Source organism: Bradyrhizobium sp. Ken01 (genome assembly GCF_055807355.1).
The window spans coordinates 99,745-121,659 of record NZ_JBVVPC010000016.1 but is presented as its reverse complement, the minus strand read 5'-3'; the positions used below and the strand labels follow the sequence as shown (position 1 = coordinate 121,659).

Annotated in this window: 19 protein-coding genes and 1 pseudogene; 9 read left to right on the top strand and 11 right to left on the bottom strand. The window is 64.5% G+C overall.

Annotated features, from left to right (window positions below; all coding sequences use genetic code 11):
- The first annotated feature begins 53 nt into the window (after positions 1–53).
- On the top strand, positions 54–428 hold the full coding sequence (locus AC0L3S_RS17720) for a CsbD family protein (protein WP_473280129.1): 375 nt from the start codon (positions 54–56) through the stop codon (positions 426–428).
- A gap of 136 nt (positions 429–564) precedes the next feature.
- Here the strand turns inward: AC0L3S_RS17720 and AC0L3S_RS17715 are convergent, their stop codons facing one another.
- Positions 565–2,250 carry an SGNH/GDSL hydrolase family protein gene (locus AC0L3S_RS17715; RefSeq protein WP_473280127.1) on the bottom strand — a complete coding sequence of 562 codons (1,686 nt, stop codon included), beginning with the start codon at positions 2,248–2,250 and terminating at the stop codon, positions 565–567.
- Between the two features lie 178 nt (positions 2,251–2,428).
- Positions 2,429–3,826, bottom strand: coding sequence for a lytic murein transglycosylase (locus AC0L3S_RS17710; RefSeq protein ID WP_473265396.1), 1,398 nt, complete (start codon positions 3,824–3,826; stop codon positions 2,429–2,431).
- Between the two features lie 202 nt (positions 3,827–4,028).
- On the opposite strand from AC0L3S_RS17710, the gene AC0L3S_RS17705 reads away from it, so the two are divergent.
- Positions 4,029–4,904 (top strand): UTP--glucose-1-phosphate uridylyltransferase, encoded by an 876-nt coding sequence (locus tag AC0L3S_RS17705; protein WP_027515491.1) that lies wholly within the window; start codon positions 4,029–4,031, stop codon positions 4,902–4,904.
- A 90-nt stretch (positions 4,905–4,994) separates the two neighbouring features.
- Here AC0L3S_RS17705 and AC0L3S_RS17700 read toward each other — a convergent pair whose 3' ends face one another.
- Positions 4,995–6,491: a sensor domain-containing diguanylate cyclase gene (locus AC0L3S_RS17700; RefSeq protein WP_473280125.1), complete on the bottom strand. Its 1,497-nt coding sequence runs from the start codon at positions 6,489–6,491 to the stop codon at positions 4,995–4,997.
- Positions 6,492–6,634: 143 nt separating this feature from the next.
- On the opposite strand from AC0L3S_RS17700, the gene AC0L3S_RS17695 reads away from it, so the two are divergent.
- Positions 6,635–6,898, top strand: coding sequence for a DUF7662 domain-containing protein (locus AC0L3S_RS17695; RefSeq protein WP_473265390.1), 264 nt, complete (start codon positions 6,635–6,637; stop codon positions 6,896–6,898).
- 164 nt (positions 6,899–7,062) lie between these two features.
- Here AC0L3S_RS17695 and AC0L3S_RS17690 read toward each other — a convergent pair whose 3' ends face one another.
- Both AC0L3S_RS17690 and AC0L3S_RS17685 read right to left on the bottom strand, forming a co-directional pair.
- Positions 7,063–9,939, bottom strand: a complete 2,877-nt coding sequence (locus tag AC0L3S_RS17690; protein ID WP_026232774.1) for an EAL domain-containing protein — start codon at positions 9,937–9,939, stop codon at positions 7,063–7,065.
- A 154-nt stretch (positions 9,940–10,093) separates the two neighbouring features.
- The gene (locus tag AC0L3S_RS17685) at positions 10,094–11,092 is read right to left on the bottom strand and encodes an NAD(P)H-quinone oxidoreductase (protein ID WP_473280123.1); all 999 of its coding nucleotides are present in this window, start codon (positions 11,090–11,092) and stop codon (positions 10,094–10,096) included.
- A gap of 111 nt (positions 11,093–11,203) precedes the next feature.
- Here AC0L3S_RS17685 and AC0L3S_RS17680 point away from each other — a divergent pair, with 111 nt between their 5' ends.
- Both AC0L3S_RS17680 and rcdA read left to right on the top strand, forming a co-directional pair.
- A complete protein-coding gene (locus AC0L3S_RS17680) occupies positions 11,204–11,395 on the top strand; it encodes a DUF1192 domain-containing protein (protein WP_473280121.1) in 192 nt (63 codons plus the stop codon).
- 504 nt (positions 11,396–11,899) lie between these two features.
- Positions 11,900–12,409 carry a protease adaptor protein RcdA gene (gene rcdA / locus AC0L3S_RS17675; RefSeq protein ID WP_007605503.1) on the top strand — a complete coding sequence of 170 codons (510 nt, stop codon included), beginning with the start codon at positions 11,900–11,902 and terminating at the stop codon, positions 12,407–12,409.
- Between the two features lie 236 nt (positions 12,410–12,645).
- Here rcdA and rpmE read toward each other — a convergent pair whose 3' ends face one another.
- Positions 12,646–12,873, bottom strand: coding sequence for a 50S ribosomal protein L31 (gene rpmE, locus AC0L3S_RS17670; RefSeq protein WP_007599895.1), 228 nt, complete (start codon positions 12,871–12,873; stop codon positions 12,646–12,648).
- Between the two features lie 212 nt (positions 12,874–13,085).
- On the opposite strand from rpmE, the gene AC0L3S_RS17665 reads away from it, so the two are divergent.
- The gene (locus AC0L3S_RS17665) at positions 13,086–14,912 is read left to right on the top strand and encodes an ABC transporter ATP-binding protein/permease (protein ID WP_473280119.1); all 1,827 of its coding nucleotides are present in this window, start codon (positions 13,086–13,088) and stop codon (positions 14,910–14,912) included.
- Positions 14,913–15,165: 253 nt separating this feature from the next.
- Here the strand turns inward: AC0L3S_RS17665 and AC0L3S_RS17660 are convergent, their stop codons facing one another.
- Positions 15,166–15,585 (bottom strand): nuclear transport factor 2 family protein, encoded by a 420-nt coding sequence (locus AC0L3S_RS17660; protein ID WP_473280117.1) that lies wholly within the window; start codon positions 15,583–15,585, stop codon positions 15,166–15,168.
- Between the two features lie 129 nt (positions 15,586–15,714).
- Between AC0L3S_RS17660 and AC0L3S_RS17655 the strand changes: the two genes are divergently transcribed.
- The 3 genes from AC0L3S_RS17655 to AC0L3S_RS17645 all read left to right on the top strand — a co-directional run bounded on the left by AC0L3S_RS17655 (position 15,715) and on the right by AC0L3S_RS17645 (position 18,850).
- Positions 15,715–16,284: a bifunctional transcriptional activator/DNA repair enzyme AdaA gene (locus tag AC0L3S_RS17655; RefSeq protein ID WP_473280115.1), complete on the top strand. Its 570-nt coding sequence runs from the start codon at positions 15,715–15,717 to the stop codon at positions 16,282–16,284.
- A gap of 166 nt (positions 16,285–16,450) precedes the next feature.
- The gene (locus tag AC0L3S_RS17650; RefSeq protein ID WP_473265379.1) at positions 16,451–18,442 is read left to right on the top strand and encodes a hybrid sensor histidine kinase/response regulator; all 1,992 of its coding nucleotides are present in this window, start codon (positions 16,451–16,453) and stop codon (positions 18,440–18,442) included.
- A 237-nt stretch (positions 18,443–18,679) separates the two neighbouring features.
- Positions 18,680–18,850 (top strand): hypothetical protein, encoded by a 171-nt coding sequence (locus AC0L3S_RS17645; RefSeq protein WP_473265377.1) that lies wholly within the window; start codon positions 18,680–18,682, stop codon positions 18,848–18,850.
- A gap of 16 nt (positions 18,851–18,866) precedes the next feature.
- Here the strand turns inward: AC0L3S_RS17645 and AC0L3S_RS17640 are convergent.
- The 4 genes and pseudogenes from AC0L3S_RS17640 to AC0L3S_RS17625 all read right to left on the bottom strand — a co-directional run.
- Positions 18,867–19,085 (bottom strand): annotated as a pseudogene (locus AC0L3S_RS17640) (hypothetical protein); the annotation flags it as partial.
- Positions 19,086–19,180: 95 nt separating this feature from the next.
- Entirely contained in the window at positions 19,181–19,627 is a 447-nt protein-coding gene (locus AC0L3S_RS17635; RefSeq protein WP_473280113.1) for a GNAT family N-acetyltransferase, read from the bottom strand.
- Between the two features lie 130 nt (positions 19,628–19,757).
- Positions 19,758–20,786 (bottom strand): peptidoglycan -binding protein, encoded by a 1,029-nt coding sequence (locus AC0L3S_RS17630; protein WP_007599914.1) that lies wholly within the window; start codon positions 20,784–20,786, stop codon positions 19,758–19,760.
- A 4-nt stretch (positions 20,787–20,790) separates the two neighbouring features.
- Entirely contained in the window at positions 20,791–21,816 is a 1,026-nt protein-coding gene (locus AC0L3S_RS17625) for a flagellar motor protein MotA (RefSeq protein ID WP_473280111.1), read from the bottom strand.
- Positions 21,817–21,915: the final 99 nt, after the last annotated feature.

The following is a 21,915-nucleotide window of genomic DNA, read 5'->3' as shown; positions in this document are numbered from 1 at the left end:
GAACTGCGCCGCTCCTGATCGGTTACTTGGGCTGACCCCCGAGGAGGAGCATCATGGATAAAGATCGGATTGTCGGATCGGCCAAGGAATTCGCCGGACGCGCGGAAGGCGCCATCGGAGATATGGCCAGCGATACGCAGACACAGGCGTCCGGCAAGGCACGTGAAGCCGCCGGCACCGTGCAGAATCTCTACGGCCAGGCCAAGGATGCCGTGCGTGACGCCACGGACACCGCGGCCAGCTATGCCAAGGACGCTTACGACAAGCCGGCCGAAACCTTGCGCGACGGCTCGCAGGCGATTGCCCAGAAGGTGCAGGACAACCCGATGGGCGCGCTGCTGGTCGCCGGCGGCATCGGCTTCGCGCTCGCGTTGTTGATGGCGCGCCCCGCCCGCCGTCCGCCGCCACGCTGGCGCTATTACGGCTAAGCCAACGCGCGATAAGCATCAGGCCCCGGAGGCAGTGCGACGTGTACGCCGCGTTGCCGAGCCGGGGCCTTTTTTATGGATGTTGCGACGGCTATGTCCGCTCTGCGGCTGCGCCGCGTCCGGGACATGAGATCAACTAGCGGAACACTTCCGCCGATCGCCCGACATTGCCAGGCGGACGCGGGATCGCGGGGTTGGGATTCGGATTGCGCGGCGCCGGCGCCAATTGACGCGGCGGGGGTGGCGAGCCAAAGCCGAAGAAATCGCGCATCGATGGCGCGGCCTGTGCCGGTTGCTGCGGCGCCGGTGGCTTCTTCGGCGCAAGCTTTGGCGGGGCGATCGCTGCGGCCGCACCCGGCGTACCGCCGTCGGGCGTCGTCGCGGCGACCGGCGTATCGCCCTTGGCCTGCTCGCGGCCGACTTCGCGGCGCGGCCAGGCATAATCGTCGGCGCGGCCGGCGGGCGCGGCCAGTGGCTCGCCCTTCACCATCGTTTTCGCAGCGAGCGCATCGACGGCGGCAGGACGCGAGCCCGGCCCACCCAGCAATTGATCGGTCGAGATCGAGGCCGCGACCAGCGGCACGATCGGGCCGGCCAGCGGCCGCGGCGCGGGCTTGCCGGGTTCGGCACTGGTGTCGGGGGTCGCCGGTTCGCTCGGCAGCGCGATCGGACCGGAGCGGCCCGCGAGCAGGCGCGTGATCTCGCGCTCGACATAGTGGGCGAGCTTGCGCGCGCCGGGTTTCGTGAAATAGACGCCGTCACCGCTGCGGAGCTGACGAATCTGGCCTTCGAAGTCCGGACCCTTCTGCAGGAAGCGTCCGGCCTCGTCGACAAAGCCGTCCCAGACGTCGACGTAGGTGATGCCGGCCTTTGCCGCGCCTTCGCGATAGAGCGAATCCAGGAACAGCATGTCCGCGGTGCCCTTGGGGCCGCGGATCGCGGGCAGGCCGACCCAGAGCACCGGCACGCCCTTGGATTTGAGGACGTTGGCGAGCTCCTCGATCTTCTTGCCGTAGAGCTCGACCCAGTGCTCGTCGCGGAATTCGTAGAGGCCGTTCGGGTTGCGCGCGGTCTTCTCGGGCGCTGCGACCGCCGGTGCGTCAGCGTTGTCGGCATCATCCTGCGGCAGGTCGGCATCGGCCGGCTTCTCGTCAGGCTTCGCCGCGGTGTCGCCGGGCTTGGCATCGCCGGGCTTGGCCGGTGGTTTGCTGCGCGCGCCCTTGTCGTTCTTCTTGTCCTTGTCCGTCGCCTTGTCCGATTTGTCAGGTGCTGCCGCCTCGCGGATCGCGATGCGGTCGTTGAGGCCGAGCATCACCACGATCACGTCGGGCTTCTCGGTCTCGAGAATGCCCTTGGCAGCAGCGGTCCAGTCGGAGGGTTCACCCTTGGGCTGGTACTTGATCAGGCCGGACGTGGTCTTGTGCTTGCGGATCACGCCCATGTCGGGCTGCTCGGTGTAGGCGTCTTCCAGGCCGTAGGCGAGCCAGTCGGCCATGGCATCGCCGATCACCAGCACGTTCCTGTCGGGAATGGTGTCGCGCTTGGCCGGCGCCGGTGCGCGCGAAAAGTCCTGACGCGGCGCTTGCGGCTGTTGCTGCTGGAATGGCGCGAAGAAGTCGCCTCCGAACCATCCGCCGCCTCCGCCTCCGCCGTTCCGCGGTGGCGGCGGAGCCGAGCGCTGCGGCGGGCCGCCGAAGCCGGGGAAGTTGAAGAACTGCGCCGAGGCGGGTCCCGCAACCGAGACTAGCATCGCAAGCGCCGTCCCCAGCGCGATCAGCGGGCCGGTCTCGGTCAGCACCTTGAGCAGGGACTTCTTCGACATGCGATCTCGGCACGGGCAATAGGGATCGGGACAGGCTCGATATAATAGCGGAATCGGGCGCCAAACGGGCAGATTCTCTTTTCAGATTCTCTCAGATCCTGGCCCATACACGGCGAACCGCCGCCCCGGTCAAGGTTGCCGGGCAAAATCCCTGTTCAGGGTTACTTTCGGCGCGATTTTACCGCCCGCGCAGCCGGTTCAGTGCGTCGGAGGAGGCAAATCCGTCCGCGGGGACCCCGATCGAGGCCTGGAAATTGCGCAGGGCCTCGCGGGTCTGGCCGCCGAACTGGCCGTCGGGGGTGCCCTTGTAGAAGCCGCGCTGGGCCAGCAACTGCTGCAGTTCCAGCCGCTCGGTGCGGGACAGCTCGCGTTCCTGCCGCGGCCAGGGCTGCACGAAGGGCTGGCCGCCACGCAGGCGATCGGCGAAATGGCCGATCGCCAGCGCATAAGCCTCGGCCGGGTTGTACTTCATGATCACCCGGAAGTTCTGCAGCATCAGGAAGCCCGGTCCCTGCGCGCCGGCCGGCGCCAGCAGATAGGCCTTCTCGGCCTGATGCGGGAAGGGTTGGTTGGTCGGACGCTTGAGGCCGAGCTTTTCCCACTGCGCGACCGTCATCGCCTTGGCACGATCGGCCAGCATGTAGTTGAAGCCCTGGGGCACCACGACCTCGTAGCCCCAGGTCTGGCCGGCCTGCCAGCCGTCCTTCTTCAGATTGTTGGCGGTCGACGCAATCAGGTCGGAGGGATTGTCGACGACGTCGCGCCGTCCGTCGCCGTCGCCGTCCACGGCGAAGCGCTTGAACGCGGTCGGCATGAACTGCGTCGGGCCGAAGGCGCCGGCCCAGGAGCCGCGCAATTGTTCGGGCCTGAGATCGCCGCGGTTGAGGATCTCCAGCGCCGAGAGGAATTCGTCCTTGAAGTAAGCCTGCCGGCGCCCGATGCAGGCGAGCGTCGCGGTCGATTGCAGCACGCTGCGGTCGCCCATCTGAGTCGAGTAGTTGGATTCGATGCCCCAGATCGAGGCGATGATATAACGATCGACGCCGGTGGCTTTTTCAGTGGCGTCGAACTGCGCTTTGTATTTGGCCAGGACCTCGCGGCCCTTGGTGAGGCGGTTGTCGTTCACGAGGATGTCGAGATAATCCCAGATCGACTTGGTGAACTCGGGCTGCGAGTCCATGAGGTCCATGATGCGCAAATCGGGCGCGAGGCCTGCCGTGAAACGCTGGAAATTTTCCTGCGTGATGCCGCGCCGTGCGGCATCGGGCCACATCCCTGCGACGCAATTGTTGAAGTTGCCGGCGGCCTCCCGGATCGCGGCGGCTGTCATCAGCGGATGGCCGGAGGCGCCGTCCTCGCCGGTCCAGGGTTGAACTCCCGTTGGAGCGCCGCTGGGCCCGGGCGCTGCTTGCGAAGGCGCCGCGTTCGGGCCGGAGAAAATACCGCCGAACAGATTTGACAGACCGTTCTGAGCCTGCGCGCCGGCGGGAAGCGGGAACAGCAGGGTGGCCGCAATCATCGTCGCACCGGTCACGGACCCGCCTCGTTTTGCCAGCCCTGCCATTGATTGCATCATGTCCACACCTGTCCGGCCAAAATCCGCCCTCAGGAGGCCTGGTTACGGTTGCCAACAGCTTAACAAAGGTGAAATTTTGATGGTGGCCTTTTTCTTAACTCTGTGAGGATGAGGCCCCACATCCGCCTTTGTTGGCGGCTGCAAACAAGCTAGCAAGTGCCATTGCTCCCTTCACGTGTTCCTCAGGTATTCGATCAATCCCATGAAAATCCGCAAAGCCGTATTTCCCGTTGCCGGCCTCGGCACCCGCGTCCTGCCCGCCACCAAGGCGATGCCGAAGGAAATGCTGACGATCGTCGACAAGCCGCTGATCCAGTACGTCTATGACGAAGCCAGGGAAGCCGGCATCGAGCACTTCATCTTCGTCACCGGCCGCAACAAAAGTGTCATCGAAGATCATTTCGACCGGATGTTCGAGCTCGATGCGACGCTGGCCGCGCGCGGCAAGAAGACAGAGCAGGACGTTCTGGCGCAGAACCAGCCCGAAGCCGGCGCCGTCAGCTTCACCCGCCAGCAGGCGCCGCTCGGTCTCGGTCACGCGGTCTGGTGCGCGCGCGACATCGTCGGCAACGAGCCGTTCGCGGTCGTGCTGCCCGACGAACTCGTGCTCAATTCGCCCGGCTGCCTGAAGCAGATGATCGACACCGCCAGCAAGCTCGGCGAGAAATCCAACGTCATCGCGGTCGAGGCGGTGCCCGACCATCTCACCCATCAATACGGCATCTGCGGCGTCGGCAAACGCACCGGCAAGATGTTCGAGGTCGACGGCATGGTCGAGAAGCCGGCCAAGGGCACCGCACCGTCCAACCTTTCGATCACCGGCCGCTACATCCTGCAGCCGGAAATCTTCAAGATCCTGGAGACCCAGGAGCGCGGCGCCGGCGGCGAGATCCAGCTCACCGACGCCATGATCGGCCTCGCCAGATCGCAAAAATTCTACGGCGTCGAGTTCGAGGGCGAGCGCCACGATTGCGGCTCCAAGCCCGGCTTCCTCCGCGCCAACATCGCCTACGGCCTGAAGCGGCCGGAGCTGCGTGACGGTTTGATCGCGGAGATGAAGAAGTACCTGGGACAGTAGTCTCCGTCGTCCCGACCTAGTGCGCAATTGCGCACGGGGGGCCGGGACGACACGGAAGTTGTGGCGAGCGACACGCTCCAATGCCGAGATTTAAGCCACCAGCGACAGCTTCGGCAGGCTTGCGACCACCGACTGGTTGCGGCCGCCGGCTTTTGCAGCGTAGAGCGCCTTGTCGGCGGCGGCGACCAGCAGCGACCAGTCCATGCCCGTGGTCGGAACGAGGCTCGCGATGCCGCAGGAGACCGTCGAGCTCGTGTGGTCGTCGGACCAGCCTTGCACCTTGGCGCGGATCTTCTCGGCCACCTGAAGGGCGTCGGTGACCGAAGTACCCGGCAGCAGCACGGCGAATTCCTCGCCGCCATAGCGCGCGGCGCAGTCGCCTGCGCGGCTCACCGAATCGGAAATGCAGATGGCGATGCCGACCAGCACCTGGTCGCCGGCCTGATGGCCGAACGTGTCGTTGTAGGCCTTGAAGTGATCGGCATCGATCATCAAGAGCGCGATCGGCGTCTGCTGCCGCATCGCGCGGCGCCATTCCACGTCGATGACCTGGTCGAACTTGCGGCGGTTCTTCAGGCCGGTGAGCGCGTCGGTCGTCGCCATCTCCTCGAGCTTGCGCTCGGCCTCGGCGCGCCGGCCGATCTCGCGCGCGAGCACCAGCGTCGATGCCAGCATGAACAGGCTGAGCGCCAGCACCACGGCGCCGATGCGATAGGCTTCCCTCTGCCACAGCTCGAACACGGCGTTCAATGGCTTGCCTGCCACCACGAATAGCGGGTTGGTGCCGGTGCTGCGGACATAGAGGCGCGGCGTCGCGTCCACCGGTCCCTGGCCCGCATAGGACCCGCCGGCCTTGAGATTCTCAGGCTTCCAGTTCTGCTGCGTCCCGAGATTCTTGCCGATCACATCGAGATCGAACGGCCGCCGCATCATGATGGTGCGGTCGCGCTTGAGCACGGTGATGGTGTCCTCGGGATTGAGGTTGAGGCGCTCGAACAATTCGTGGAAATAGCTGAATCGGATCGAGCCGGCGACGACGCCGAGGAAGCCGCCGTCGGTATCGCTGATGCGCCGGCTCAGCACGATCGAATAGGCGCCGCGGAACAGCATGGGACGGCTGATGAAGAGGCCTGCATTGGGATTGTCGCGATGGACCTTGAAGTAGTCTTCCTCGCTCCGGTTTACCGGCGAGGGATCGAGCGTGGAAGCGTCGATGGTCAGCCGGCCGTCGGCGTCGAACACCTGGATCGCGCCGAAATGCCTCGCCGTGGTCGCATGGTCGAACAGGATGAGGTGACGGATCGGCTTCGAGACCGTGGCGATTTCCGGCAGCAGCATGTTGCTGGCGACCGCCTTGAGCGCCAGATCGTAGACCTCGATGTTGCGGCTGATGTCGGATTCGATGGTCGTGGCCAGGTTTTCCAGGGTCTGGCGGGCGAGCGCCTCCTCGCCGTGGCGCATGTCCAGCATGACGTTGACGCAAATGGCGGAAAAGCCGATCACCGTCACCACGGACGAGATGATCAGCAGCTTCGCCGAAAGCCGCCATGGCCGGCGGGCCGTGACGTCGCGCCATCGAGACAACATCGTTTGCTCCCGACACCAGTGAATGCGCCCGAAAGCTTGAGCAGTGTTTAAGCCGGGACGGCGCTGCCGGAATGAGTTAAAAATTGGTTTCCGCGGCTCACGTTTTTGGGCAAAGCGGGGCTTCGACAGCGAAGAGGACAGCGGTGAACGACTACGACGCGTTGCGCGATTATCTGATGCGGCAGAAGCAGGCGGAATTCGTGCTGACCTATGAACAGATCGAAGAGATCATCGGCGCGGCCCTGCCGCGCGCGGCGAATCGTGCCTCATGGTGGGACAGCCTGCGCAGCCCGGACATCCAGATGCCGCAGCGCGAAGCCTGCCTCGCCGCGGGCTTTGTGGCGACGCGGATGCCGGACGGTGCGAGCGTGCGGTTCACGAAGCGCAAGAGTGACCGGCGGCGATAGCGCGTGCGCTCTCTTCCCTTCTCCCTTTGTGGAGAAGGTGGCGCGAAGCGCCGGATGAGGGGTTGCATCCGCAATTAAGAGAGTAGCGTTCGGGGAGAGATACCCCTCACCCCCGCTCGCTTTGCGAGCGGACCCTCTCCCTCAAGGGGAGAGGGAAAGAAGAGCTAGCTCGCCGCTTCCAAGCGCACTTCCGTGAGCAGGCGCATCGCGGCGTCGGCATCCATGGGTTCGCCGAAGGCAAACCCTTGCGCATATTCGCAGCCCATCTGGTAGAGCTCGACCGCGTCGGAATCGGTCTCGGCACCTTCGGCGACCACGTCCATGCCGAGGTCGTGCGCGAGCGCGATGATGGACTTCAGGATCACCGGGCGGGTGCCGCGGTTGGTGGTGCGCACGAAGGATTGGTCGATCTTGATGGTGTCGAACGGGAAGCGCTGCAGATAGGCCAGCGACGAATGGCCAGTGCCGAAATCGTCGAGCGACAGCCCGGTGCCGAGCTCGCGGATGCGCGTCAGCATCTGCGCCGCATGCTCCGGATTCTCCATCACCAGCGATTCCGTCAGTTCCAGCTTCAGCGTGCCGCGCGCGACCGAGGAGCGCGACAGCACGGTGCGGATGTCGTGGATCAGGTCGTGGCGCAGCAATTGCCGCGAGGAGACGTTGACCGATGCGAAGATCGGCTCGCGCGAGCGCATCGCGCGCTGCCAGATCGAGAGCTGCTTGGCGGTCTGGTCGAGCACGAACATGCCGAGGTCGATGATCAGGCCGGTCTCTTCCGCGATGGTGATGAATTCCGACGGCGCCATGCGTCCGAGCTTGGGATGATCCCAGCGCACCAGCGCCTCGAAGCCGGCCACCGAACGGTCTTCGAGGCGCACGATGGGCTGGTACAGGATCGTGAGCTCCTGCCGCTCGATGGCGCGGCGCAATTCGCTCTCCAGCGTCAGCCGGTCGGTTTTTCGCGCGCGCATCGCGGACTTGTAGACGTCGATGCGGTCGCCGCCGATGCGCTTGGAGTGATACATCGCAAGCTCGGCGTCCTTGATGATCTCGTCCGTGAGCTGAACTTGCGGATCGGACAAGGCGAGGCCGATCGAGGCCGTGAGAAAGATTTCGCGTTCGTTGAAGGCGATCGGCGCGCGGATGGTCTTGCGGATGGTCTCGGCGAAGGCGGTGATGCGGGCGGGGTCCTGCTCCGAGAGCAGGATCAGGCCGAACTGGTCGCCGGCGAGCCGCGCCAGCGTATCCTGCGGCTTCAGGATGCGGGTGAGGCGGCGGGCCAGCGTCAGCAGGATGGAATCGCCGACGGCGATGCCGACGGAATCGTTGACCTGCTTGAAGCGGTCGAGGTCGATCACCATCAGCGTGGGCCGCAGCGTCGGCATGGTCTTGGCGAAATGCGCGACGGCGCCGAGCCGGTCCATGAACAGCTTGCGGTTGGGCAGGCCGGTGAGATTGTCATGCACGGAATCGTGCAGCAGGCGCTCCTCGGCGTTGCGCAACTCGGTGACGTCGGTGAGGGTGCCGACCACGCGCGAGACCTCGCCGTCGGAGCCGACCACCGGGCGCGCCTTCAGCGCGAACCACATGAAATGACCGTCCGGCGTGCGCAGGCGGAAATCCTGCACCAGGCGGCCGCGGCGCTGGTCGAGCACGCTGTCGAGCGCGGCGCGGAAACGGTCCTGGTCGAGCGGGTGCAGCACTTCCAGCCAGGAGGCGGCCGGGCCTTCCAGCGTGCCGCGCTTGAGGCCGAGCAGGGCCTCGGTCTCGGGGCTGGTGAAGACCTTGTCGGCGGAAACGTCCCAGTCCCAGATCAAATCGCCGGAACCGGCCAGCGCCAGCGCGCGGCGCTCGATGTCGGAGACGACGCCGGTGGTGGCGCCGCCGCCGGCGAAGGCATGCTGCATCACCGTGAAGCCGATCAGCATCACAATCAGCACGAGGCCGCCGAGTAGCGCCGGGCCGACGATGTCGTTGGTGACGGAGCCTGCGACAGTCATGCCGGCCGCGACCACCCAGACCACCAGCAGGAACCAGGTCGGAATCAGCAGCACCGCGCGGTCGAAGCCGTGGGTGGAGAGATAGACGATCAGCGCGAAGCCGGCGAAGGCAATCAGCACCAGCGAGATGCGCGCGATGCCGGAGGCGACGGCGGGATCGAACAGGGCCAGCGCCACCAGTGATCCCAGGAACGCGAGCCAGCCCACCGTGATGTGCGAATAGCGCACGTGCCATCGACTGAGATTGAGATAGGCGAACAGGAACACCAGCAGCGTCGCCGCCAGGATCGCCTCGCCCGCCGCGCGCCAGATGCGCTCGGCGTTGTTCGACATGTCGAGCACCTTGCCCCAGAAGCCGAAATCGACGCCGATATAGACCAGCACCGCCCAGGCCAGCGCCGCGGCGGCCGGGAACATGATGCTGCCCTTGACCACGAACAGGATGGTCAGCACCAGCGCCAGCAAGCCGGAGATGCCGATCACGATGCCCTGGTACAGCGTGAACGAGTTGACCTTGTCCTTGTAGGATTCCGGCTCCCACAGATAGAGCTGCGGCAGCTTGTCGGTGCGCAGCTCGGCGACGAAGGTGACGACGGCGCCGGGATCGAGGGTGACGCGGAAGACGTCGGCGGTCGGGCTCTCCTGCCGCTCCGGCCGGTCGCCGGTGGAGGGCGTGATGGTCGCGATGCGCGACAGCCCGAGGTCGGGCCAGAGCAGCCCCGAAGAGACGATGCGGTAATGCGGGGCGACGATCAGGCGGTCGAGCTGGTCGTCGGTGTTGTTGGCGAGCGCGAACACCACCCAGTTCTGGCCGCCTTCGCGGGCGCGCACCTCGATGCGGCGGACGATGCCGTCGGTGCCGGGTGCGGTGGAGACCTGGATACGGTCGGCGTCGCTGCGCTGATGCTCGAGCACGCCGGTGAGGTCGATCGCGGGCGCGTCACCGCGGACGCTGACAGCGTCCAGCGCGCGCGCCGGGAACGCGCAGACGAGAATCATGAGGCCCAGCGCTATGGGCGCGAGGCACCTGATCAGACGCAAGGTCAGTTCTCCGCGTTCGACGCAAACTCTTCGGTGCAGGCTCTTCGGTGCACGGCGTTTTCCGAACGGAACAAGGGGGTTCGGTGCGTCGCGATAGATGCCACGAAAGCAAGGAAAATCAAAGGGTTTCCGGCTTGCCCTGTGGGCCGTTGGCCTAGACCTCCAACACAATTTTGCCAATATGTGCCGAGGTCTCCATCCGCCGGTGCGCGTCGGATGCCTTTTCCAGCGGGAAAGTGCTGTCCATCAGCGGCTTGACCCGGCCTTCGCGCAAAAGCGGCATCACTTTCGCCTCGATCGCGGCCACCATCGCCGCCTTGTCCGCATTACTACGGGGGCGCAGCGTCGAGCCGGTATGGGTGAGGCGCTTCACCATCACCTTGGCGATGTTGACGGTGACCTTGGGCCCGTTGAGGGTTGCGATCTGCACGACGCGGCCGTCGAGCGCGGCGGCGTCATAGTTGCGATCGACATAGTCGCCGGCGACCATGTCGAGGATCAGATTGGCGCCGGCATTGTTGGTCTCCGCCTTGACCACGGCGACGAAGTCTTCCGTCTTGTAGTTGATGGCCCGATCCGCGCCGAGCTTGAGGCAGGCATCGATCTTGTCCTGCGATCCCACGGTGACGATCACCTTCGCGCCGAACGCTTTGGCGAGCTGGATCGCCATGGTGCCGATGCCGGAAGAGCCGCCGTGGATCAGCAGCGTCTCGCCGGCCTTCAGGCCGCCGCGCTCGAACACGTTGTGCCAGACCGTCATCAGCGTTTCCGGCAGTGCGCCGGCTTCCTTGATCGACAGCGACGGAGGCACGCTCATCGCCTGACCGTCCTGGGCAATGCAGTACTGCGCATAGCCGCCACCGGCGACCAGCGACATCACCTTGTCGCCGATCTTGTGCCGCTTGGCGTTGCTGCCGACGGCCACCACTTCGCCGGCGATCTCGAGGCCGGGCAGGTCGCTGGCGCCGGGCGGCGGCGGATAGGCGCCGGAGCGCTGCGCGACGTCCGGCCGGTTGACGCCGGCGGCCTGCACCTTGACCAGGATCTCGTCGGGCCCGGGCTGCGGCAGCGCCCGTTGTTCTGGCACCAGCACTTCCGGTCCGCCGGGTTTCGAGATGGCGACCACGGTCATTTGCGCGGGCAGCTTGTCCATGATGTGTCCTTGAGCAAAGGTGCGGGATGGAACGAGGCCATTGCTTAGCCAGCGCGGTGCAGGCTGGCAACCGCCTCAGCCGCTTGTGATGCGAACGCAGGAGGAACCAGGATGGCGATGGAAGACGACGACCGCCCGCGCAAGAAGATCAGCCATGACATCGGACAGGATCTCTCACTCTTGTCAGTGGAGGAACTGACCGAGCGCATCGCGCTGCTCAAGGGCGAGATCGCAAGATTGGAAGAAGCCGGAACAAAGAAGCGCGCCTCGCGCGACGCGGCGAACAGCGTTTTCAAGTCGTAGAGCATTGGAAGGGGAAGCGCGCGCTGCTTCCACCGCGTCCTGGCCGGGCCTGTCCCGGCCATCCACGTTCTCGATGTCTCGCCGAAAGAAAGAACGTGGATGCCCGGGACAAGCCCGGGCATGACGGGTTGATTGTTCCACCGCCCACTCGGCCACTGACCGACATGGCTAACGAACCCTCAAAATAATCGCTCGTTTACTCGACATTAAGCTTTCGAGTTTATGACTAGGAACTGTCCTTGTTTGGACACCGAGTGGCTCCTGTCCACTCTGTTTGACGCCTCCCTGTTATCAACTTTCAAAGCCGCCGGTTTTCCGGCGGCTCTTTTTTTGCGCCCAGCTCCGCCCTTTTGCGTCTCGCCGCGGTTGAATTGCGGGCAAAGACGCGCGGAAACCATATCCGCGCTTGTCACTGGACTCGGCGTCTCGCCCGCGCAATGATTTGTTCATCATAAGCCGGCGCCAAAGCCGGGCAGTCAGACAGTTGCGTAAGGGGCGTTAACCATGGAACGTTTGCAAGCCGAAGGCGCTCTCGTTCAACTCAGCGAGCGGTTCACCAATTCTGCGGCCTTCGGCGTCCTGTTCCGCGAGGGCATGGACCTGGTCGAGGAGACCGCGGCCTATCTCGATGGCGCCGGCCGCACCGAGGCCAAGGCGCTCGATCGTGCCGTCAGCCTCACCTATGCGACCGAGAGCATGCGCCTGACCACCCGCCTGATGCAGCTCGCCTCGTGGCTGCTGCTGCACCGCGCCGTGAAGGAAGGCGAGATGACGCTGGGCCAGGCCAATCGCGAAAAGACCAAGGTCAAGCTCTCCGCCGCCGATCCCGGCTCGACCGACACCATCGAGAAGCTGCCGTCGCAGCTCCAGGATCTGATCCATCGCTCGATGAGCCTCCAGACCCGTGTGCGCCGCCTGGACACCACCATCCACACGCCGCCGGTCGATCATTCCTCGATCGGCAATCCGCTGGTGCCGCACCTCAACGCGCTGAAGGCGGCGTTCGAGCGGTAAGCGCTCAACTCAAAACCGTCACCCTGAGGTGGCCGCTTCTTCAGCGGCCCTCGAAGGGCGACGGCCCGGCTGCATCTCGGCCATCCATCCTTCGAGGCTCTCGGCGCGATGCTTTGCATAGCGCCACTCGCACGTCAGGATGACGGGTCTGGTAGCGATGCGACGGTAGCTCCCCAAAACAAAAAACGCCCCCGGCTCTCCGGGGGCGTTTTCGTCTCCAGCCTCGAGGGGCCGGATCAATCCTTTTTGAGAAAGCCCGAAAACTTCTTCTGGAAGCGCGAGACGCGGCCGCCGCGATCCATCAGCTGGGCGTTGCCGCCGGTCCAGGCCGGGTGCGACTTGGGGTCGATGTCGAGATTCAGCGTGTCGCCTTCCTTGCCCCAGGTGGAGCGGGTCAGGTACTCGGTTCCGTCGGTCATCACGACCTTAATCGTATGATAGTTCGGGTGAATTTCGGCTTTCATGGCAATTCCTCGGCGCCCCGGCGCCTCACTTGAGTGGCTATCGAATGACGGATTTGGCGCGGTCTATACCCCACGAGGCCCTGTAAAACAAGCCATTGCAGGGCCTTAGGTGGGGACCGGGCGGCCCCCTAAGGGACATCCCGGATTTGCCACTCCCGCTCGCCCGGCCTATCTGGAGCGGAGCACCTCTCTTTGTCTTTTGGTCGGATCTCATGAGCGCAGTTGAACGGCTTGAAACCGGGCCCGCGGAAGCCCCGTCGATCGAGGCCGACCTGATCGAGGCGCCGGCGAAAAGCCGCGCGAAGCTGCGGCCGCTGCTGGCGCTCGCGCCCTATGTTGCGCGCTATCGCGGCCGGGCGTCGCTGGCCTTCGTGGCGCTGACGATCGCGGCGCTGACCACCCTGCTGGTGCCGGTCGCGGTGCGCAGGATGATCGATTTCGGCCTGACGCCCGAGGGCATCGAGCTGATCAACAGCTACTTCTCGGTGATGATCGCCGTCGTCGCCGTGCTCGCGCTGGCGAGCGCCGCGCGCTACTACCTCGTGATGACGATCGGCGAGCGCATCGTCGCCGATCTCAGGCGCGACGTCTTTGCTCATCTGCTGTCGCTGTCGCCGGCTTTCTTCGATTCCGCGCGCAGCGGCGAGCTGGTGTCGCGCCTCACCGCCGACACCACCCAGATCAAATCCTCCGTCGGCGCCTCGGTCTCGATCGCGCTGCGCAACCTGATGATGTTCTTCGGCGCCGCCGCGATGATGGTGATCACCAGCCCGCGGCTATCCGGCTTCGTGCTGCTGGCCATCCCCCTGATCGTGCTGCCGCTGGTCGCGTTCGGGCGCTGGGTGCGGCGGCTGTCGCGCAATGCGCAGGACACGCTGGCCGAGGCCTCCGCCTATGCGAGCGAGCTGGTCGGCGCGATCCGCACCGTGCAGGCCTATACCAGCGAGAGCCTCGCCGAGAGGCGCTTCGGCGGCGAGGTCGAGCAGGCCTATGAAGCCGCGCGCACCTCCACGCAGGCGCGTGCCGTGCTCACCGCCATCATCATCTTCATCGTGTTCGCAAGCGTGGTCGCGATTCTCTGGATCGGTTCGCACGACGTGCTGACCGGCACCATCACGCCGGGCCGGCTCGGCCAGTTCGTGCTCTATGCGGCCTTTGCCGCGGCCGGCCTCGGCCAGCTCAGCGAGGTCTGGGGCGAGATCTCGGCGGCATCCGGCGCTGCCGAGCGCCTGTTCGAGATCCTGCATGTGCAGCCCGACATCACCGCGCCCACCTCGCCGCGCGCGCTGCCGGTGCCGGCGCGCGGCGAAGTCGGCTTCGACCACGTCAGCTTCGCCTATCCGGCGCGGCGCGACGTCAATGTGCTCGATGCCGTCTCGTTCACCGTGCGCCCCGGCGAGAAGGTTGCGATCGTCGGTCCCTCCGGCGCCGGCAAGAGCACGATCTTTCATCTGCTGCTGCGCTTCTACGATCCGCGCAGCGGCGCGATCTCGCTCGACGGCGTGCCGGTCAAATCCGCCGATCCGCGTGACTTCCGTTCGCGCATCGCGCTGGTGCCGCAGGAATCCAACGTGTTCGCGGCCAGCGCCCGCGACAACATCCGCTTCGGCCGGCCCGATGCCACCGACGCCGAGGTCGAGCGCGCGGCCGAGCTCGCGCACGCCGCCGAGTTCATCCGCCGCCTGCCAGAAGGTTTCGACACCCCGCTCGGCGAGCGCGGCGTGACACTATCAGGCGGCCAGCGCCAGCGCATCGCGATCGCCCGCGCCATCCTGCGCGATGCGCCGCTGCTGCTGCTCGATGAAGCCACCTCCGCGCTCGATGCCGAAAGCGAGACGCTGGTGCAGACCGCGCTGGAAGAACTGATGCGCCACCGCACCACCCTCGTCATCGCGCACCGCCTCGCCACCGTCCTGTCGTGCGACCGCATCCTGGTGATGGACCAGGGCAAAATCGTCGAGCAGGGCACGCATGCGGAGCTCGTGGCCGCGAATGGACTTTACGCAAGGCTGGCGAGGTTGCAGTTCGAGGGGGCGTGAGGCGGAGTAGTCCGGACTGCTGCCGCACTCACAGTGTCATCGCCCGCGAAGGCGGGCGATCCAGTACTCCGAGACGTTAGCGATCAATCGAGAGGCTGCGGCGTACTGGATTCCCCGTCTTTTCGGCGACATTGGAGATTTTGGTAGGCGCTTCGCGCGACATCGTCTCCCTTCGCTACCGCCGTGCAGTCGAACGGACTCCGACTCCATTGGCTTCCGCCGATAGACATCGGTTTGTGTCCCAAAGCAGTTTTCAAAGCGGCTCGAAGATCATCTGCCAGCCCTTTCGGGTGTCCATGTATTCGCGAACCAGCTTGATGCGGTCGCCCGAAAGGGCAAAAACGAAGCAATAATTATTCTCGTAGGGCTTGCCTCCAGGAAGAGTGGCCCGCATTCGCTCCTCGACCACCACAGTGTCACCATCAGCATGAAGGCCCAGAAACGAGATCTCGACGTTCGAGAACAGATGATGCATTTCCGCGGCAATGAAGCCTGCGATTTGATCCGGTCCAATCATGTGGTCGGTGTGCTTGAGAGCGACTGCGGTGGCGTTTCCGGCCGGCGCGATCCATTCGGCATCGGGAGTAAACAGCTCCGCGATCAAGCCGGCATCACGGGTTTTGAAAGTCTTCCAGGCATTGATGACGATCTCTTTAGGATTCGTGCTGTTCATTTTTGTTTCTCCAAGTGCTCAGCGGATCTGGGCTCTCTCTATACGGAGGGCGCGCCGACATCGCTGGCCGGAATCGGACCTGATCATCCCAGGACTGTTCTTCTGGCGCAGCCTGCGATAAAATGAGTCATGCTCAGTTTTGAGGTATGCAACACCGCGCGCTTGCAGCGCGATCCGCGCTATGACGGCCGTTTCTACACGGCAGTGAGGACAACGCGAATCTACTGCCGTCCCGTTTGCCCGGTGAAGCAGCCGTTGACCCGTAACGTGGCCTACTATCAAACTGCGGCGGCTGCCGAAGCTGCGGGATACCGGCCTTGCTTGCGTTGCCGTCCGGAGACCGCGCCCTTCTGTGCTGCCTGGAACGGCACGCGCTCGACAGTCGCGCGCGCCTTGAAATTGATCGATGGTGGCGCGTTGGACGACGGTTCGGTTGCTGCACTCGCCGATCGGCTCGGGGTAAGCTCGCGCCATCTTGCGCGTCTGTTCGAGCGGTATGTCGGGGCCAGCCCCCAGCAGGTAGCAAAGACCAGGCGTGTACAGCGGGCGAAGCGCTTAATGGACGAGACGAATGATCAATTCGCCCAGATCGCCTACCGGGCCGGCTTTGGCAGCGTGCGCCGGTTCAACGCCACCTTTCGCGAGCTCTATGGACGCTCTCCGTCCAGCATTCGCCAGCACCGTAAAGTATCCGCGTGATATAGGCATCGCCAACATTGGTCAGCTTGCGGCCTTAGCCGACGTGCTCATCAGCTTTTTCTGAAGTCTGACAACCGCCTTAGCGGACTCCAGTCCCACAAAGCGAAAGTCGTATGGCAAAGGGCGGCAGCCAGAGCGCGGAACGATGTAGTGACTTTGCAGTTGTATGTTGTCCCCCCTCATCGGAGCCGGCCATTTGCAGACCCCTCAGTCAAAACTTGACGGGATCGACGATACCGCGCGACTTCAACTGCTCATCGATGCGATCGTTGATTACGCCATTTACATGATCGACATAGACGGCACCGTCCGCAGCTGGAACTCCGGCGCGCAGCGGCTGAAGGGCTACACGCCGGACGAAATCATCGGCAAGTCGTTCGCGTCCTTCTATACGCCCGACGATCGCACCAAAGGGCTCCCGGAGCGCGCCTTGAGCGTCGCAGCGCAAGCAGGCCGCTTCAGCGCCGAGGGATGGAGAGTCCGCAAGGATGGAAGCCGTTTCTGGGCATCGGTCATCATCGATGCCGTCCGCAACGAGGCTGGTGAGCTGATCGGCTTCGCCAAAGTCACGCGAGACGTAACCGAGCGTCAGCAAGCCCATGAAGAGCTTCTCCACAGCGAGCGGCGCTACCGTCAGCTGATCGAGGCGGTGGTCGATTACGCGATCTTTCAGCTCGATCCGCTCGGCAACGTGACAACCTGGAATCCCGGTGCGGAGCGAATCAAGGGTTACGCGCCGCCGGAGATCATTGGCCGGCATTTCAGCGCTTTTTACACGCCCGAGGACATCGAACTCGGTGTGCCCAAGCGTGCGCTTTTAGAGGCGGCGGAGCATGGGCGGTTTGAAGCGGAAGGGTGGCGCCTGCGAAAAGATGGCTCCCGCTTTTGGGCGTCGGTCATCATCGATCGCATTACGGACGAGGCCGGCAACATCGTCGGGTTTGCCAAGGTCACGCGCGACGTTACGGACCGGAAGCGCGCCGAGGACGAACTCAAACACGTTCAGGAGCAACTCGCCGCATCCCAAAAGCTGGAAGCGGTGGGGCAACTCAGCGGCGGAATCGCGCACGACTTCAACAATCTGCTGATGATCGTCCTTGGCAATCTCGAAACAGCTGAGCGGCACGCCAAGGCGCCCGGAGCCAATCTGAACCGGGCGCTCGCAAACGCGAAACGAGGCGCGCAGAGAGCCGCGGCGTTGACCAGTCGCTTGTTGGCATTTTCGCGACGACAGGCGCTCGATCCCAAGCCGATCAACGTGAACAACTACGTCAATGGTCTGCAGGAATTCCTCCAGCGTACGCTGGGGGAGAGCATCGAAGTCCAAACGGTCGGAAGTGCGGGTCTGTGGCAAATTGAAGCCGATGCCAATCATCTGGAGTCGGCCATCGTCAACCTGGCAATCAACGCTCGCGACGCCATGCCTGACGGTGGAAAGCTGACTCTGGAAGCTGCCAACATCGCCGCCGACGAGGATTACTGTCGGCTCAATCCGGAATTGGCGCCCGGTCAGTACGTCGCTATCTGCGTGACTGACACAGGCGTCGGAATGTCGCGGGACGTTCTCAATCACGCGTTTGAGCCCTTCTTCACCACGAAGGAGCCGGGCCACGGCACCGGGCTTGGGCTAAGTCAGGTCTATGGCTTCGTCAAACAATCCGGAGGCCACGCAAAAATCTATACCGAGGTGGGGCAAGGCACGACGATCAAGATGTATTTCCCGCGCTTCACCGGCAGTGTCCGACATGAGGAAGTGGCACCTGAGGAGCTCGCCGAGGGTGAGATATTCGAGACCATTCTCGTGGTCGAGGATGATGAAGATCTGCGCGTCTATATTTCTGACGTCCTTCGTGATCTCAACTACCGTGTCCTCTCGGCCCGCAGCGCCCAAGCGGCCCTGACCATTCTCCTGCAGGACGAGTCGAAGGTGGATCTTCTTCTCACCGACGTGGTCATGCCGGGGATCAATGGTCGCGAACTTGGCAGGCGCGCGCACCAAATTCGACCGGAGCTGAAAATCCTGTACATGACCGGGTATTCGCGTAATGCCGTCGTGCACCAGGGAAGGCTTGATGAAGGCGTCAATCTGTTGGAGAAGCCGATTTCCCAAGCGAAGCTTGCACTGAGGGTGCGAGAGATTCTCGACCAGAACGAATGAACTAGGCCTCAGATCGAGCGTCTTGACGATTTGAAGAGGTTAGTTCCGCCACAGATGCGCGCGCAATCGTAGGCTTCCGGAATTTCGGATAGGGCAGCCCGCCCCTGAGCCGCGTGTATGAACCTTGCAGTTCCACCAGATGTGGCGCCTAATCAGGTATCGCCGGCCAAAGGCTCGTCCGTAGGCGTCGGTGCCTGAGAGATGATTTGTGCTCCCGCCTCAACGGGAGTGCGCCTCATGGCCCAGCCATTCAGCAAGGAAACCCTCGAGCTTTTAGAGCGGGCGCAGCGAGCGATCGAGGAGTCGATCCGGCTTCGCGAAGACAGCCACCGCGCGATCCGCCAGGCCGAAAGCTGGCAGTTCGATCTCGAACTCCGCTTGAACCGAGAGCACATGGCAGCGAATTGACGAACAGCACCGCTTGTCGGCACTTCGGCGACAGCGCCGGCACGTTCGGCCAGGGCCAGTTCTTCCAGCTCCCGTCCTCATCGACACAGGCCGATGCCCCAAGGCCATTCGTCGGAGCACTCGTGGTCTTGACCGGCGTGGCGAGGCGCTGGTCGACATAGCTGGTCGAGACATATCCGGAGACGATGACGCCGAGCAGGACCGAAGACCCCTTGGCCAGATCGCTCAGTTTCATGGGGCATCTCCATCCGCTTGCCGGCGCAACTTCCGGGCACAACGACTAGCCGACGTCCCGGGATCCCGACGTGACGGGCGTCACGTCCGCCAGAATCAAGGCTGCCATTCCATCTTCAGCACGGGCCGGCCCGAGGTCGGGTTCACCTCGTCGCCGGCATGCGCAAAGCCGTTGCGCTCGTAGAAGCGGATGGCGCGGCTGTTGTCCTTGTTGACGAGCAGCGTCACGCCCGCAGGCGACAGGCGCTTGGCCTCATCCAGCAACAGCCGCGCCGCGTCCGAGCCCCAATGCGCGGGATCGACCACGAGCTGATCGAGATAGCCGTCGCCGTCGATGGTGACGAAGCCGGTCAGCGTGCCGTCCTGCTCCGCGACCACGATGGAGGCCTTCGGCACCAGCTCCTTGCGCCAGCGCTCGCGCCACCAGTCCAGCCGTGCCGCGAAGTCGATCTGCGGATAGGCCTGCTGCCAGGTGCGATGCCAGAGCTCGATCGAGGCGGCCTCGTCCTCTGGAAGGTAAGGGCGGACGCGGAGGGCGGTCATTTTACGTAGGCCGTCATGCCCGGGCTTGTCCCGGGCATCCACGCCCTTCTCCCCGCGTGGACCGAGGCCCGTGGATGGCCGGGACAAGCCCGGCCATGACGGTGTGGCGAGTATCGCGCGACCCTCACCACTACCGCTCCGTCAGCTTCAGCTCGATGCGGCGGTTGCGCTTGTAGGCTTCCTCGGTGTTGGCGGTGTCGAGCGGCTGGAATTCGCCGAAGCCGGCGGCGACGAGGCGCTGGGCCGGCACGCCGAGCGAGATCAGATATTGCACCACCGAGATCGAGCGGGCGGCCGAGAGGTCCCAGTTCGACTTGAAGTTCGGCCCGTTGACCGGACGCACGTCGGTGTGGCCGTCGACGCGCAGCACCCAGGGGATCTCGTTCGGGATCTTCTTGTCGAGGTCGATCAGCGCGGTCGCGAGCGTGTCGAGCTCGGCGCGGCCTTCGGGCAGCAGCACCGCCTGTCCGGTGTCGAAGAACACTTCGGACTGGAACACGAAGCGGTCGCCGACGATGCGGATGTCGGGGCGGTTGCCGAGGATGGCGCGCAGTCGGCCGAAGAATTCCGAGCGATAGCGCGACAATTCCTGCACCCGCTGCGCCAGGGCGACATTCAGCCGAGAGCCCAGATCGGCAATGCGATTTTGCGATTCCTTGTCGCGCTTCTCGCTGACGTCGAGCGCTTCCTCCAGCGCCGCCAATTGCCGCCGCAGCGCGCTGATCTGCTGGTTCAGCACCTCGATCTGCGCCAGCGCGCGGGCCGAAACCGCTTTCTCGGAGTCCAACGCCTTACCGAGTTCGGAGGATTTGCCTTGCGCATCGTTGCCGGCCGCGGCGAGCCCCTCATAGAGGCCCTTGATGCGGTCGCGCTCGCTCTCGGCCGAGGCGAGGCCGGCTTTCAGCGACGAGACCTGGTCGTCGAGCGTGAGCTTGCCGAGCTTCTCCAGCGACAGCAATTCGTTGAGCTGCGCGATCTTGGCGTTGAGCAGCTCCAGCGCCTTGTCCTTGCCGGTGACCTCCTGCGACAGGAAGAACTGCACGACCAGGAACACCGACAGCAGGAACACGATCGACAGCACCAGCGTCGACAGCGCGTCGACGAAGCCGGGCCAGTAGTTGAAGGAGGTATCGCCGCGGCGGCCGCGCGCCAGTGCCATGTCGCTAACCCTTCTCGGGCTGACGCGCGATGCGCTCCAGCAGGCGCCGGATCTCGCGGTTCTGCTCGCCCTGGCCGTCGGCCCATTCACGGATCATCTGCTGCTCGGTGCGCATATGCGAGACCAGCGCCTGGATGGCTTCGGCAAGGCCCGCCATCGCCGCAGTGGTGCCGCGGCTGCCGCTGCCTTCCTCGAGCACCGTGCGCAAGCGCTCGACGACAGCCTGAAGCTCGCCGCTGGCAATGCCGCCGCCACTGCCGCTGGCGGCGACAGCTACTTCGCCACTGCCATATTCGCGCACGGTGGTGGCAAGCCAGTCTTCGAGATCGGTGTAGAAACGGTTCTGCGCCTGGCTCGATTGCAGGTCGAGAAAGCCCAGGATCAGCGAGCCGGCGAGGCCGAACAGCGAACTCGAGAACGAGATGCCCATGCCGCCGAGCGGGGCGGCCAGCCCCTCCTTCAGCGTGTCGAACAGGGCGCCGGAATCGCCCCCGACCTTGAGCCCGTCGATCACCTTGCCGACCGAGCCGACCGTCTCGATCAGGCCCCAGAAGGTGCCGAGCAGGCCGAGGAAGACCAGAAGCCCGGTCATGTAGCGGGAGATGTCGCGGGCCTCGTCGAGGCGGGTCGCGATTGAATCGAGCAGGTGCCGCATGGTGGTCTGGGTGATCGACATCCGCCCGGTGCGCTCGCCGCCGAGGATCATCGCCATCGGCGCCAGCAGCTTGGGGTGACGGGCGGGCGCAAGGCCAGGATCGGCGATGCGGAAATTGTTGACCCAGGAGACTTCGGGATACAGCCGGATCACCTGGCGGATGGCCAGGATAATGCCGATGAACAGTACGCCGCCGATCAGGGCATTAAGCCCGGGATTGGCGAAGAAGGCCTGGATGATCTGCTTGTAGAGCACCACTCCCACCAGGGCGCAGAGCACCAGGAAGACCAGCATCCGCACCAGAAAGACGCTGGGCGAGGAAAGCTTGGTGTATTCGATGTCGAGGGAAGAGCGGGGCGAGGCGCCTGGCGGCATGGCCGGTATCATCCGTTAACTTGCTTGCGGGGCGCACTATGGCACAGCGCCAGCCCAAAAAAAGCGCCGGATGCGCCGATTTCGGGGAGAGCTGGGGAA

Coding starts and splice junctions, on each gene's coding strand:
- AC0L3S_RS17720 (WP_473280129.1), top strand. CDS start 54: ATGGATAAAGATCGGATTGTCGGATCGGCCAAGGAATTCGCCGGACGC.
- AC0L3S_RS17715 (WP_473280127.1), bottom strand. CDS start 2,250: ATGTCGAAGAAGTCCCTGCTCAAGGTGCTGACCGAGACCGGCCCGCTG.
- AC0L3S_RS17710 (WP_473265396.1), bottom strand. CDS start 3,826: ATGATGCAATCAATGGCAGGGCTGGCAAAACGAGGCGGGTCCGTGACC.
- AC0L3S_RS17705 (WP_027515491.1), top strand. CDS start 4,029: ATGAAAATCCGCAAAGCCGTATTTCCCGTTGCCGGCCTCGGCACCCGC.
- AC0L3S_RS17700 (WP_473280125.1), bottom strand. CDS start 6,491: ATGTTGTCTCGATGGCGCGACGTCACGGCCCGCCGGCCATGGCGGCTT.
- AC0L3S_RS17685 (WP_473280123.1), bottom strand. CDS start 11,092: ATGGACAAGCTGCCCGCGCAAATGACCGTGGTCGCCATCTCGAAACCC.
- AC0L3S_RS17680 (WP_473280121.1), top strand. CDS start 11,204: ATGGCGATGGAAGACGACGACCGCCCGCGCAAGAAGATCAGCCATGAC.
- rcdA (WP_007605503.1), top strand. CDS start 11,900: ATGGAACGTTTGCAAGCCGAAGGCGCTCTCGTTCAACTCAGCGAGCGG.
- rpmE (WP_007599895.1), bottom strand. CDS start 12,873: ATGAAAGCCGAAATTCACCCGAACTATCATACGATTAAGGTCGTGATG.
- AC0L3S_RS17665 (WP_473280119.1), top strand. CDS start 13,086: ATGAGCGCAGTTGAACGGCTTGAAACCGGGCCCGCGGAAGCCCCGTCG.
- AC0L3S_RS17660 (WP_473280117.1), bottom strand. CDS start 15,585: ATGAACAGCACGAATCCTAAAGAGATCGTCATCAATGCCTGGAAGACT.
- AC0L3S_RS17655 (WP_473280115.1), top strand. CDS start 15,715: ATGCTCAGTTTTGAGGTATGCAACACCGCGCGCTTGCAGCGCGATCCG.
- AC0L3S_RS17650 (WP_473265379.1), top strand. CDS start 16,451: ATGTTGTCCCCCCTCATCGGAGCCGGCCATTTGCAGACCCCTCAGTCA.
- AC0L3S_RS17645 (WP_473265377.1), top strand. CDS start 18,680: ATGGCCCAGCCATTCAGCAAGGAAACCCTCGAGCTTTTAGAGCGGGCG.
- AC0L3S_RS17635 (WP_473280113.1), bottom strand. CDS start 19,627: ATGACCGCCCTCCGCGTCCGCCCTTACCTTCCAGAGGACGAGGCCGCC.
- AC0L3S_RS17630 (WP_007599914.1), bottom strand. CDS start 20,786: ATGGCACTGGCGCGCGGCCGCCGCGGCGATACCTCCTTCAACTACTGG.
- AC0L3S_RS17625 (WP_473280111.1), bottom strand. CDS start 21,816: ATGCCGCCAGGCGCCTCGCCCCGCTCTTCCCTCGACATCGAATACACC.